Origin of the sequence: Gluconobacter sp. P1D12_c, assembly GCF_018812105.1 — a bacterium.
Taxonomy (GTDB): Bacteria; Pseudomonadota; Alphaproteobacteria; order Acetobacterales; family Acetobacteraceae; genus Gluconobacter; species Gluconobacter oxydans_A.
Map to the genome: position 1 here is coordinate 1 of NZ_JACSIQ010000008.1, position 13,119 is coordinate 13,119.

The 13,119-nt window shown below is 56.6% G+C and carries 12 protein-coding genes; 7 read left to right on the forward strand and 5 right to left on the reverse strand.

All coding sequences use genetic code 11. From position 1 onward, the window contains the following. Positions 1–742 (forward strand): IS630 family transposase (locus KP705_RS10245; RefSeq protein WP_215764413.1); only part of this gene is annotated, 742 nt, incomplete at its 5' end. A 71-nt stretch (positions 743–813) separates the two neighbouring features. Here KP705_RS10245 and KP705_RS10250 read toward each other — a convergent pair. From KP705_RS10250 to rpsD, 4 genes are all read right to left on the reverse strand, one after another. Then, entirely contained in the window at positions 814–2,265 is a 1,452-nt protein-coding gene (locus KP705_RS10250) for a phosphomannomutase (RefSeq protein WP_200898333.1), read from the reverse strand. A 129-nt stretch (positions 2,266–2,394) separates the two neighbouring features. Further along, entirely contained in the window at positions 2,395–3,942 is a 1,548-nt protein-coding gene (locus tag KP705_RS10255; RefSeq protein WP_046899891.1) for a peptide chain release factor 3, read from the reverse strand. A gap of 525 nt (positions 3,943–4,467) precedes the next feature. Then, positions 4,468–4,749: a hypothetical protein gene (locus tag KP705_RS10260; protein ID WP_046899892.1), complete on the reverse strand. Its 282-nt coding sequence runs from the start codon at positions 4,747–4,749 to the stop codon at positions 4,468–4,470. A 198-nt stretch (positions 4,750–4,947) separates the two neighbouring features. Beyond that, positions 4,948–5,565: a 30S ribosomal protein S4 gene (gene rpsD / locus KP705_RS10265; protein ID WP_007282513.1), complete on the reverse strand. Its 618-nt coding sequence runs from the start codon at positions 5,563–5,565 to the stop codon at positions 4,948–4,950. A 347-nt stretch (positions 5,566–5,912) separates the two neighbouring features. Here rpsD and KP705_RS10270 point away from each other — a divergent pair, with 347 nt between their 5' ends. Further along, positions 5,913–6,383, forward strand: a complete 471-nt coding sequence (locus KP705_RS10270; RefSeq protein ID WP_046899893.1) for a BON domain-containing protein — start codon at positions 5,913–5,915, stop codon at positions 6,381–6,383. A 97-nt stretch (positions 6,384–6,480) separates the two neighbouring features. After that, positions 6,481–7,686 (forward strand): MFS transporter, encoded by a 1,206-nt coding sequence (locus KP705_RS10275; RefSeq protein WP_046899894.1) that lies wholly within the window; start codon positions 6,481–6,483, stop codon positions 7,684–7,686. On the opposite strand, the gene KP705_RS10280 is transcribed toward KP705_RS10275, so the two are convergent. After that, on the reverse strand, positions 7,649–9,031 hold the full coding sequence (locus KP705_RS10280; RefSeq protein WP_046899895.1) for an MATE family efflux transporter: 1,383 nt from the start codon (positions 9,029–9,031) through the stop codon (positions 7,649–7,651). The two genes, KP705_RS10275 and KP705_RS10280, sit on opposite strands and share 38 nt — an antisense overlap. 87 nt (positions 9,032–9,118) lie before the next feature. Here KP705_RS10280 and cysS point away from each other — a divergent pair, with 87 nt between their 5' ends. Genes cysS through KP705_RS10300 form a run of 4 tightly spaced genes read left to right on the forward strand, consistent with a single transcriptional unit; the run spans position 9,119 to position 13,111 of the window. Next, a complete protein-coding gene (gene cysS, locus KP705_RS10285; RefSeq protein ID WP_046899896.1) occupies positions 9,119–10,477 on the forward strand; it encodes a cysteine--tRNA ligase in 1,359 nt (452 codons plus the stop codon). A gap of 4 nt (positions 10,478–10,481) precedes the next feature. Next, the gene (locus KP705_RS10290; protein WP_046899897.1) at positions 10,482–11,258 is read left to right on the forward strand and encodes an RNA methyltransferase; all 777 of its coding nucleotides are present in this window, start codon (positions 10,482–10,484) and stop codon (positions 11,256–11,258) included. A gap of 31 nt (positions 11,259–11,289) precedes the next feature. Next, positions 11,290–12,249 carry an ion channel gene (locus KP705_RS10295; protein ID WP_046899898.1) on the forward strand — a complete coding sequence of 320 codons (960 nt, stop codon included), beginning with the start codon at positions 11,290–11,292 and terminating at the stop codon, positions 12,247–12,249. Next, positions 12,242–13,111 (forward strand): aldose 1-epimerase family protein, encoded by an 870-nt coding sequence (locus KP705_RS10300; protein WP_046899899.1) that lies wholly within the window; start codon positions 12,242–12,244, stop codon positions 13,109–13,111. Before KP705_RS10295 ends, KP705_RS10300 begins: the two co-directional genes overlap by 8 nt. The last annotated feature ends 8 nt before the right edge of the window (positions 13,112–13,119 follow it).

A 13,119-nucleotide genomic window follows, 5' to 3' on the forward strand; every position in this document is an offset into this window, starting at 1 on the left:
TCATTGGACGGTTCGCTCGGCAGCATCAGTCACCGGTCTGTCAAAAAGCACAGTGGGGCGCATGCTGGCGCTGTTCGGTGTTCAACAGCATCGCTCGAAAAGCTTCAAGCTCTCGACCGATCCTCTATTTGTCGACAAGGTGAAGGATATCGTCGGCCTTGATCTCAATCCGCCAGATCACGCAGTTGTTCTTTGTGTCGATGAGAAAACGCAGATCCAGACATGGAAGCGTACGCAGCCTGTGCTACCGCTTGGCCTTGGCCATCTCGAAGGCGTCACGCACGATTATGTTACGCCCCTGTTTGCCGCCCTCGATATCGTGAATGGCCAGGTTCTCACCTGGTGCCGCTCTCGTCACCGGCACCAGGAATTTCTCGGTTTTCTCAAGCACATCGAGGCGAAAGTTCCGTCAGATCTCGACGTTCATCTGGTGGTTGACAACTATGCCGCCCACAAACTTCCCAAAGTCCGAGCCTGGCTAGCTGCGGGACCACGCTTTCATGTCCATTATACGCCGATCTATGCATCCTGGCTTAACCAGATCGAACGCTGGTTCGCGCTCCTTACCGAACGTCAGATACGCCGAGCTTCTTGCGTCAGTGCCTTCGTCCAGACCTACAACGCCAGAGTGGAGCCATTCTCGAAAAGGTTGAACGTTTATGTAAAGCTGTTTGTAGAACAGGACACTCGGGATGATCGGGCTAGCCATCCTGAAGACGGGGGCGCTGAATCTCATGAGTGATACAAATTATCTTAAGGTCGGCAGGGAACACGGATAAAAAGCTTTACCGTACTGACTTATAACAATCGATTTCAGGCCAACCAATTGGCGACACTATTCAGGCCTTGACTCAGCAGCTTTTCGGCTCGGTCCTGGGTATCTGCTTCCACATACATACGCAACTCTGGGGCATTCCCCGACGGACGCAGGTGGATAATATCACCATGTTTGAAAATCATACGTATACCATCCGTCTCATTGACGTATACCACAGGACCGCACGCAGCCACGAACCCAAGAATTTCAGCCACACCGGAAATATCATCGCGTAGCGCCTGAAGCTGCGCTCTGCTGCGCTCCGTAGCTATCTCCTTCAAGCGATCACTGGCAGTGAAACGAGACGGAAGGGTAAGGAGAAGTTCTGCAAGCCCCCCCTGATAGTTCTGCGCCGCAATCAGCGCACAAATCATTGGAAGAACAGCATCCCGCGTTGGAAGTGACCGCAGTATCTTCCCATCTTGAACAAGATCGTTGGCTAAAAGAAACCCACCATTAGCCTCATACCCCATGGACGGAATAAAACCATCTGCCGCAGCATCCATCATAGATGAGACGACAAATGGCGAACCAATACGCGTCCTTCGGACAGAAGGTACGAATCCTGACTGTTCAAGCCCCGTATTGCTGTTAACTGGCGTCGAGACTGCTGCAGCTCCTAGCTTCTGAGCAGCCAAGATTCCCAAGACGTCTCCCCGGATCCAGCGCCCCCTCTGGTCAGCCAGAAGAGGGCGATCAGAGTCGCCATCTGTGGTAAGGATGGCATCGTATAGGCCTTCTTGACCCCAACCACGTGCCAGATTGACGTCTTCAGGCCGCACGGCTTCCGTATCCACCGACACGAACACATCTGAACGTGCCAAAGGCACCGCTTTTCCGCCCAAAGCTTCAACAACACTTATAAGAACGTCGCGACCGACAGCAGAATGTTGGTAAATTCCCAGCGTTAGGCCATTCAGCGCGTCAGCACCAAAAAAGTGGCGATATCGCTCTATGTAGTTCGTTACAACGTCTGTGACGGCAGGCAATGCAACATTCGTTTTAAGCGCACCTTGAGCATCAAACCATCCCTCTGGCAGGACAACATCCTGCGTCCGCATGATAGCTTCGTCGCTCTTCAAAAACTCGCCAAAAATACGATTGAATTTGATGCCATTCCGATTATCAGGAATGTGACTCCCAGTGACCATAAGCGAAGGGATACCGTGGGAAAATGCATAAAAACACAGAGCAGGTGTTGGTACGAAACCGCAGAATACTGGCTGCCCCTTCATCCATATAATGGCTGCAGCACAAGCACGCAGAATACGTGGCGTGCTGGGACGAAGATCTCCCGCAATAGCCACAGATGTCTTAGGGGAGAATTCGCCCAACGCTTCCAAGTGCTTCAGATACCCGACAGTATACGCAAAACACACAGCATCTGTCATAGCGGAAACGAGCCCTCGAGCCCCGCTCGTTCCGAACTCAACACCGGAATTTACCATCCACTCTGAAATTTTCATATCTATCCCTGCCTCCACTTTAATAATTTACTCAAAAATGAATTTTTACTTCTGGATTCCACTCTGAAAATTAAAAACCTCGCTTCCTGAGACAGGAGCGAGGTTCAAAAATCAGACCGAAGCCAGACCGATCTGCTTAATATCGTGGAACGCTAGGTCAGGGTTCATTTCGATAGTCCGGCGCATCATGAAGGATGAACTGGCAAGGAAAACCGGATCTCCATCCAGATCGTCGGCCATGGACGAGCGGTTTACCATCATGAACGCTTCGATCTTCTCGCGGCTTCCCGTAATCCAGCGAGCCAAGGTGAAGGGGGTATTTTCGAACCCGATAGACACGCTGTACTCACCTTTCAGGCGAGACTGAAGCACGTCCAGCTGGAGCGTTCCCACCACGCCGACAATCGGCGGCAAGCCATCCTGCGGACGGAAAAGCTGCACAACGCCTTCCTCGGCCAACTCTACCAGAGCCTGACGCAGCTTCTTGGCTTTCATGGCATCATCGAGACGAACACGACGCAGAATTTCAGGCGCGAAGTGTGGTACCCCCGTGAAGCGCAGCTCTTCACTTTCACTCAGTGTATCGCCAATGCGGAGCGTCCCGTGATTGGGAATACCAACCACGTCCCCACCAAAAGCTTCCTCAGCCAACTGACGATCACGCGCAAAGAAGAACTGCGGCGTATGAAGGGCAAACTGCTTGCCAGTCCGCACATGCTTCAGGCGCATACCGCGCGTCAAACGCCCCGAACACACACGGGCAAAAGCCATTCGGTCGCGGTGGTTCGGGTCCATGTTGGCCTGAATTTTGAAAATCAGCGCCGTTACCTGTTGTTCGCTGGCCTGAACTTCACGAGTTTCCGTCGGCTGGGCACGCGGAGCCGGGCCGTAAGCGACAAGGGCATCCAGAAGATCGGTCACACCGATTTCTTTCATGGCCGAACCAAAGAACACCGGAGACAAATGCCCGGCATCAAAGGATTCACGGTCGAATTCAGGTAGAGCGGCTTCTACCAACTCCAGATCTTCCCGAAGTTGCACCATCCGCGGATCAGTCTCATCAACCGCATCCTTGGTGTGAACTTCACGCGTGCGGATATCAAACGTGCCTATAAACGTCGCGGCACGGCCAATCGGCCACGTAGCAGGTGAGACGTCCAAAGCAAGGGAGTTGGAAATTTCGTCCAGAAGCGCAAAGCAGTCCTGCGCCTCACGGTCCATCTTGTTGATGAAGGTGATGATCGGAATATCGCGAAGGCGGCAGATTTCGAAGAGCTTGCGCGTCCGGTCTTCGATACCCTTCGCGGCATCGATCACCATGACCGCACAGTCCACAGCCGTCAGGGTACGATAGGTGTCTTCGGAGAAGTCTTCATGGCCCGGCGTATCAAGCAGGTTGAAAACGCAGTCACCGTATTCAAACGTCATAACCGACGTCACGACGGAAATGCCACGGTCCCGCTCGATGCCCATCCAGTCAGACTTGGTACGCCGCCGCTCACCCTTGGCACGCACGTTACCTGCAAGCTGGATAGCGCCACCCGCACGAAGGATACGTTCCGTCAGGGTCGTCTTACCGGCGTCTGGATGGGAAATAATGGCAAACGTACGCCGACGAGCGATCTCGCGGGTAATTTCAGCGCTCAGCGCCTCTGACATGATGCCTCCGGCAACGTAGAAAAAATCCGGGACTGGAGCTTTCGCGACGTCCAGACAGACACATGGCCTGTTAGCAAATACAGAGGACAGCCCTCATGGAAGCCTTACCCATCGGGAGGCGCAATGTGCAGAAGACCGCTTTTGCCGTCAAGCATTCCCTCATCTAACGGGTCTTTTCCGCGAATTTTTGCTTCTACGAAACGGAAAACAGTTCACAGTATTCCCATGTGACGCAATCCCCGTCATCCCCATCGGGCTGGATTGGGCATAGGCCTCCCCAAACTGCCCGATCGCACTCCCGGAAATGGGATCATGCACCGCAGGAACCCCGCCCACGCCCGCACGATCTGAACCATTTCCGGAAAATTGACGCCTCAGAAACTGGAGGCATGGCAAAAGACGAGGCACAAAAGTGTTGATCCCCCCTTGCTTCAGAAGGGTGCATCGAGCAGCTCAATACCGCCAGACAGAAACTTTTCAGCATCCATGACCGTATCTATCCGCTCCTGAAATTCTATCTGTTGTCTACCAACTGGTTCCAAGATTGTGACCGGTCAGACTTCGGACAACACCCGTCACAGTATCTACGGCCTTTCCAGCCGCAGTTCGCTCCATAACAGGAGGCTTAATCGGGCATCTCTGGGATGAAACAATAACTGTCCCATCCTTGCACCACACAAGATGCAGATGGGGCGGTGGCGGAGGATGATAGCGCGTGTCTGGGGCCACGAAAGTATTGATCCCACGCGCGTCAGCCGGGCAGCAGACTACAGCACAGATCAGAACCACACCCAGCCCAACACGCATCTTCCATGGCCTTCGCTTCATGCGACACACGAGGCATCACTCAGAAATGTATTGATACATTTTCAAGACAGGACAGCGCAATCCTGTGTAGTCTCTTTAATCTTCTCGAAACACAAAACAAAAAAAACGCCGGATGGGAGACCCATCCAGCGTTTTCCGGTCGCTTGCTGATCCGGGCCTGAAAGCCCGGGATCAGAATTAGCGGGAGTAGAACTCGACGACCAGGTTCGGTTCCATCTGCACCGGATACGGCACGTCAGAGAGAACCGGCGTACGCAGGAACGTACCCTTCATCTGGCGATGATCGACTTCAACGTATTCCGGCGTGTCGCGCTCGCCCGTCTGCACGGAGTCGAGAACGATGGCGAGGTGCTTGGACTTCTCACGCACTTCGATGACGTCGCCTTCCTTCACGAGGTAGGACGGGATGTTCACCTTCTTGCCGTTGACCGTAACGTGGCCATGGCTGATGAACTGACGTGCTGCGAACGGCGTGATCGCGAACTTCAGACGGTACACAACGGCGTCCAGACGACGCTCCAGCAGACCGATCAGGTTCTCGGAGGTATCACCCTTACGACGGACGGCTTCATCGTAGTACTTGCGGAACTGCTTCTCGCTGATGTTGCCGTAGTAGCCCTTGAGCTTCTGCTTGGCCATCAGCTGGATGGAGAAGTCAGAAGGCTTCTGCTTACGACGCTGACCATGCTGACCCGGACCGTATTCACGACGGTTCACAGGGGACTTTGCACGGCCCCAAAGGTTTACGCCGAGACGGCGATTGATCTTGTACTTGCTCTCAAGACGCTTTGACATGGGTTAACCCCTGTTCATACATCAGGCCCGCCCCATGCTGCATGGCGAGCCGTTTTGTTGCACCGGTAGGCCTCTCCCCGAATTGGGAAAGACGGGCGCGCACCCAAAAACCGGAGCCTGCGGGGTACAGAAACCCGCTTTGTTGGTCCGGCCGGTACGTCCACGTTTCCGGCAGTGGCCCCGCGCCTAACAGGTCTCGCTCTGTCATGTCAATGAAAGGACGAGTCTGACCCTTGTTATTTTCTCACATCGGAGGCCTATAAAGCGCGCAACCCTTCCCTGGGGATTTGCGCTAACGGTCTGGTACTCCCCATGAATCCGGGAGCCATGTCTTTTTGAGTTTGCCCATGAAAATCTATCGCTTCAATCCCAAGGCTGGCCGCATCGCTGAGGGTTCCCTCGAAGGGCTGATCCAGTCTCTGGATTCACCGCCCCCGCCCAAGCCAGGCGAGAGCGCCATCAAGCGCGCTTTCAAGAGATTCGGTCTCGCACAGATGCATATGTCGCATCTCGTGATTGATGACCGCACGATCTATCTGCGCGGCAAGGCCGATTCCGCCAAAGCGCGTGACCAGATGATCCTCACGGCGGGTAACGTCGCTGGCGTCGCTGCTGTGGAAGCGGAAATCCAGGTTCCCCCCGGCACGCCTGATCCGAAGTTCCTTGAAATCAAGACGAGCCATAACCTCGATGAGGTTGCCGAGAAGCTGCCGGAAGATATTTCTGGCGATGAGCTTCTTGATGCAAATCAACCGCTTGTCACAAGCAAGGATGACATTTATCCGGGTCAGACAATTCGCCTGCCAACGGAGAATTGAACTGACCTGCCCGGACACTTCCACGTGAGTGTGTTCGGGTAGCTTTTCAGGGTCCGGATGGTAGGCGGGTTTTCCCCTTATTCCGGACCTTTTCCATATGGAATTAATCGAACCAGTCGATGTCGAGCGGGTGCGTCCACCCCACGGTGTCGAGCCAGCCATGTTTGCTCTCATGCTGGCGACATTTACGATTGGGACTGGCGAATTCGCCATGATGGGCCTTCTGCCCGAATTCTCCCATTCCCTTGGTATTTCCATTTCCCGCGCCAGTTCCGTCATTTCAGCTTATGCGCTGGGTGTCGTGGTCGGAGCACCCCTCATTGCGGTTGCTGGTGCAAAACTCCCCCGTCGCACACTTCTGCTAGCTATGCTGGTGCTGTTCCTTGTGGGGAATATCGGCACAATCCTGATGCCGAACCTGCTCGACATTGAAGTCATGCGCTTCATCACCGGGCTTCCTCACGGCGCCTTCTTCGGTGTTTCTGCGCTCGTTGGCGCCTCCATGGTTGAGCGCGCAAGACGCGGCCGCGCAGTCGGGCGCGTTCTGTCCGGCATCATGATCTCCACGGTCGTGGGGTCGCCCCTGTCCACCTACGCCGCCAATCATCTCGGCTGGCGCGTCGCTTATGGTGCAATCTCTGCGCTGGGATTGCTCTGCTTCCTGGCACTCTGGTACTTCGCGCCACGCGACAAGCCCCATCCAGACGCGAATGCACTCGCTGAACTCGGAGCTTTCAAGCGGCCTCAAGTGCTCCTGACGCTTCTGACAAGCGCCATCGGCTTTGGTGGCCTCTTTGCAGTGTACACGTTCCTTACTACTGCCCTGTCAGACGTAACGCATCTCCCGGACTGGGCCGTTGCGCTTTATCAGATCGTCTGGGGGCTCGGCATGGTTGCTGGCAATTCGTTTGGCGGAGCCATGGCGGACCGGAATATCAACCGGACGATCCTTTTCTCTCTGGCTGCCAGTTGCGTGTTCATGGTCGGGTTCTGGCTACTCCTGCCATCCCCTGTCGCCATGCTGCTGATCACGTTCCTGATCCCGGCAACGCTGATCGGCATTTCCCCAGCTATTCAAACGCATCTGATGGAAGTTGCGGGAGATGCCCAAACCCTTGCCGCATCCCTGAACAATTCAGCCTTCAACATTGCCAACGCTGCGGGCACATGGCTCGGGGCCTATCTGGTGAGTTCAGGGCATGGTTTGGGCTCGATCGGATGGGGTGCCGCGCTGCTCTCCGCCGGTGGGTTTGTGGCTTACCTGATTACGATGGCACAGGCTCGGCTTTCCGCATCACGCTGAACAGCCGAATTCCCAAGGCGACAGAGCTCACCGTGAGCGCTGCCGCCATGCCAACCCAAAGGCCTTCCGCACCCCAGTGCTGCTGGAAGGCCAACCATCCCCCAAAGACAAGGCCGATCAGGCCATAATTCGTGACAGCAATTACCATCGGCCACACGGCATCACCGCAGCCTCGCAGGGCGCCACTGAACACAACCTGAAGTCCGTCCACAATCTGGTAGATCCCGGCAATCTTCATCAGCGTAATCACCAGCGCAGCCGTGGCCGGATCCGGGGCATGACCCGTAAAATAAAGGCTCACGATCTTCTCTGGCCAGATCAGCAACAAGGCTGACGACAACACGGACCAGACCAACACTACCCAGATCCCGGTCCAGGCAGCCCTGCGGCTCTGATCCATCCGGCCAGACCCACGCCAGTACGCCACCCGGACATTGGTGGCCTGACCAATCGCCAGACACACCATGAACAGCAGTGCGCTGACATTCACTGCGACCTGATGAGCAGCAAGGCTTTGTGTTCCAAGCTGCCCCGCCCGAAGGCTTGTGATCTGAAACATGAGAATTTCAGCTGCAGCTCCCATCATCATGGGCAAACCGAGCTTCAATAGTTCCTTCATGATAGGCCAGCGCACAGGGGCTGGCTTCATGACGGCGCGCACCCGAGGATGCATCAGACACAGCCCTGTCAGCGCAAAACTGATCGCCCAGCCCGTCAAGGTCGTAGCAGTGGCCGAGCCGTACATCCCCATCGCAGGCAACCCGAACCACCCATAAATGAGCGCTGCATTGGTGATGCCATTGCAGAGCGCCATGGCGGGCATAATCCACAACAGAAGCGTTTCCGCCCCAAGCGATGGGAGCGCCACACGCAGTACACCGATCACAGCCAGATCCGGCAACAGGGATAACAGAAGAATATGAATGAAGTGGCTGCCCTGGGTCACCACGTCCCCAGGTTCCGCCAACCATGCAAATAACGGCTGCACGAACCATAAGAGCAACGCACAGGGAATAAAGATCAGCAGTGCCAGAACGAACGCAGCGCTCATGACACTGCGACCGTCATGAGAATCCCGTCCGTGATCTTCCGCCCCACGACTATGAGACAGAAGAACACCGGCTCCACCCAGAATGGTCTGGCAGGTCACCATGGTGGTAAAGAAAAAAGTATTGGCCAGACCACCGACCGCCACTTCAGCTACCCCCAGACCGCCCAGAAGGATGGTGTCCGTCACGCCCATCGACATTTCGGAAAGCTGGGAAAGTGCAAGCGGAAGAGCCACGCGAAGCAGGGCAAGAGCATGCCCGCGTGAAGAGGTCGGATCTTTGAAGGTTCTACACATAAGCCTCACTATCGCAGTGCAGATCATACAGACAAGAGTAACAAAGCCTGTTGCACCAAAACGGTGGCTGGCGCATTGATCCCATCTATGGCCGATCCCGTTCCTCACGTGCTCCGTCTGCACGACACCCACGCGCGCGAAAAGCGACTGTTCACACCACTCGATCCGCAGAATGTGCGGGTCTATTTCTGTGGACCCACAGTCTATGACCGGGCGCACCTGGGCAATCTGCGCGCCATGATGGGCGCGGATATCCTGATCCGACTGCTCCGCGTGCTGTATCCACGTGTCACCTATGTCCGCAACGTCACGGACGTGGACGACAAGATCACAGCCCGCGCGAAAGAAAACGGTGAGGACATCTCCGCCCTGACCGCCCGTACGACTGAAGCTTTTCATGAAGATTTGGCGTCACTCGGGATTTTGCCGCCGGATATCGAACCCCGCGCAACCCACCACATTGGTGAGATGCTGGACATGATCGGCCGCCTGATCGAAAACGGGCATGCGTATGAAGCCGAAGGGCACGTCCTGTTCGCAGTCCGGAACTTCTCCTCTTATGGCGAACTTTCCGGCCGCTCACTGGATGACATGATCGCTGGCGCCCGCGTTGAAGTGGCTCCTTATAAACGTGACCCCGGCGATTTCGTGCTCTGGAAGCCCTCCACACCAGATCAGCCTGGTTGGGACAGCCCTTATGGTCGTGGTCGCCCCGGCTGGCATATCGAATGCTCGGCCATGTCACACCGGTATCTGGGCGAGAGCTTCGATATTCATGGCGGCGGCGATGACCTGCTGTTCCCGCATCATGAAAACGAACGGGCACAGTCTCTGTGCTGCTATCCGGGCAGCAAATTCGCCACGCACTGGCTCCATAACGGCATGCTGCTCTCCAACGGGGAGAAAATGTCCAAGTCTCTGGGCAATTTCTTCACCATCCGGGAAGTTCTGGAAAAGTCCCCGGCGGAACCGCTGCGTCTCCTGTATCTGGGCGCGCATTACCGTTCAACGCTGGATTTCACATGGGAGAAGCTGGAAGAAGCCCGCCGCGTTCTGGATCGGCTTTACCGTGCCCTTGAACGCGGCGACGCCCAACAGGGTGCAAACGTTCCTGCGACCGTGCTGGATGCCCTGTGTGATGATCTGAACACGCCACTCGCCATCGCAGCCCTTCACCCACTGGCAGACGCCGCCATGCAGGGCGATCAGGAAGCCGCATCCGGTCTTCTGGCCGCGGGCAAACAGCTTGGTCTGTTTCAGGTTTCCCCTGCTGAATGGTTCCGCTCAGGCGTTGATGCGTCCGCCATCGAAGCGCTGATCGAGGAACGTCTGGCAGCCCGCAAAGCCCGCAACTTCACCCGCGCGGATGAAATCCGGAACCAGCTTGCTGCAGACGGCATCACGCTGGAAGACGGCCCCGGCGGCACAACATGGCGGAAGGCATAATCCCATGACCGGACGTGATGGTGGTGCCGATCTGGAACCGATCGGCGAATTTGACCCCGTTGTTATTCTCGTACGCCCACAGTTAGCCGAAAACGTCGGCACGACAGCGCGTGCCATGGCAAATGGCGGCCTGTTTCACCTGCGCCTCGTCGCCCCACGGGATGGCTGGCCGCAGGAACGCGCCTGGCCTGCGTCTTCCGGCGCCCATCGCATCCTCGACAACGCGCAGGTTTTCGAAACGGTCGATGAGGCCGTGGCCGACCTGCACCGCGTCTTCGCCACCTGTCCCCGTCCCCGCCATGTCGTGAAGCCTGTCATGACAGCGCGCGGCGCTGCGGCGGAACTCCGCGTGGCTTCCACGCGTGGCCTGCGCACCGGTATCCTGTTCGGGCCGGAACGCGCTGGTCTCGACGTTGAAGACATGGCCCGCGCCGATACGCTGGTGCGTTACCCGCTCAATCCCAAGTTCATGTCCCTCAACCTCGCACAGGCCGTGCTCGTCATGGCCTATGAGTGGTACCTGACCGAAGACATGACGCCCCCGCGCGACCTCATGACCAACGAGACGCATGTGGCCACCAAGGGCGAGCTGGAAAATTTCATGTCCCATCTGCTGCGGGAACTTGATGACTGTGGCTTCCTGCGTAACGAACAAAAGAAACCGGGCATGATCCGCAATCTGCGGCATTTCTTCACACGGGGCGAAGTCACCGAACAGGAACTTCGCACTCTCCATGGCGTGGTCAGCGAACTGGTCAGCGCCAGAAAGGCGAGACGATAAAACCATGATCCACTGGCGACACAGGCACCGGATGCATCCACGGCCTGAGGCGCTGGTGGTCGAAACGGCCAACCGCATCCGGGCCCATGTTCTGGAAGAAAATGGCCGGGGCGACATTATCCGTACCGGTCTGAAAGACGGTTCTCTGGGGGACCTCTATCACCATCTGATGACCATGACATGGGGGGCGTTCTTCTGGGCGTCCCTCGCTTTGTATCTGGGCATCAATATTGGTTTTGCCTGCCTTTATTACATGATCCCCGGCAGCGTCAGCGGCGTCCCGCACGGGGATTTTCTTGATGACGTGTTCTTCAGTGTCCAGACGATCTCAACCGTCGGATACGGGACGATGGCCCCTGTCGGACGCCTGACCAACACCATCGTGTCCTTCGAAGTACTCGCCGGGATGATGCTCAACGCGCTTGCCACCGGGCTGGTCTTCGCACGCTTCTCACGCCCCCGCGCCCGCATCCTGTTCAGCCACGTCGCCGTCGTGTCCTACGATGATCTGATCCCGACACTGACCATCCGCATCGCCAACCGTCGTCGCACGCTGATCCTGTCCGCCAATGTTGAAATGACCCTGACGCGCCTGATGCCGGACGATCACGGCCGACTGGTGCGCCGTTTCGACAGGCTGACGCTGATCCAATCCCATGTGCCCATCTTCCGGATCAGCCTGAACGCCACACACATGATTGATGAGACCAGCCCGCTTTATGGCCTGTCAGCAGACACGCTGATTGACCAGAATGCCGAGATCATCATCACGATGGATGGGACAGACGAAATCTCCTCCCAGACACTCTTCGCACGACATGCCTACGAGATTGGCCATGTGAAACACGGCTACCGTTTCTCGGACATGATCCATCACCGCCCGGACGGCAGGGTCGAGGTCGACTTCACCCGGTTCCACACAACCGAACACGGGGACCACGAGCCGATTGATCCGTCCACAGCGCATGAAAGGCACCATCACCATGTCTGACACCCAGCACAGCTTTGGGAAAAATGGCCTGGCGGCAACAGTTTCTGCCCATGGTGCAGAGCTGACCTCTCTGCGGACCACTTCAGGGCAGGACTTCCTGTGGAACGCGGGTCCCGCCTGGAAACGCCATTCGCCCGTTCTGTTTCCTATCGTTGGAAAACCACCAGAAAATACAACGCTGAATGGCCAGCCCGTTACGCTGACCCAGCATGGCTTCGCCCGTGACATGACATTCCGCTGGCTCGAACGAACAGAAACCGGCTGTGTTCTGGAACTGGCAGATACACCCGAAACATGGCAGCTCTTCCCGGCTGCATTTCGGCTGCATCTGATCTACCGGATGGAAGAAACCGGCCTGCACGTCGGCTATGTTCTGACCAACCCGTCCGAAGATGCCACGCTACACGCGTCCCTTGGTGTACATCCGGCATTCATGTGGCCTCTGAAACCAGAAATGGGCCGCGCAAATCATCGCCTGACCTTTGACACGAATGAAGCCGATCATATCCGGCGCATCAGCCCGGATGGTCTGCTTCCGGAGGCAGCCCCGTCCCCAATCCATGACCGGATTCTTCCGTTGCAGGACAGCCTGTTCGAAGCTGATGCCATCATCATGCTGGATGCCCGTAGCAAGGCTGTCGATTTCACAGGCCCGGACGGAAGCGGCCTGCGCGTGCGCTGGGACGGGTTCAAAGATCTTGGAATCTGGACCAAGCCAGGCGCCGGTTTCCTGTGCATCGAACCCTGGTACGGTTACGCCACACCCGTTGGATTCACCGGCAATTTTTCGGAAAAGCCGGGGCTGCTGCATCTACAACCCGGCGAAAGCTGGGAAGCTTTCTGGAGCGTCGAACCCGTCTGACGTCCGGA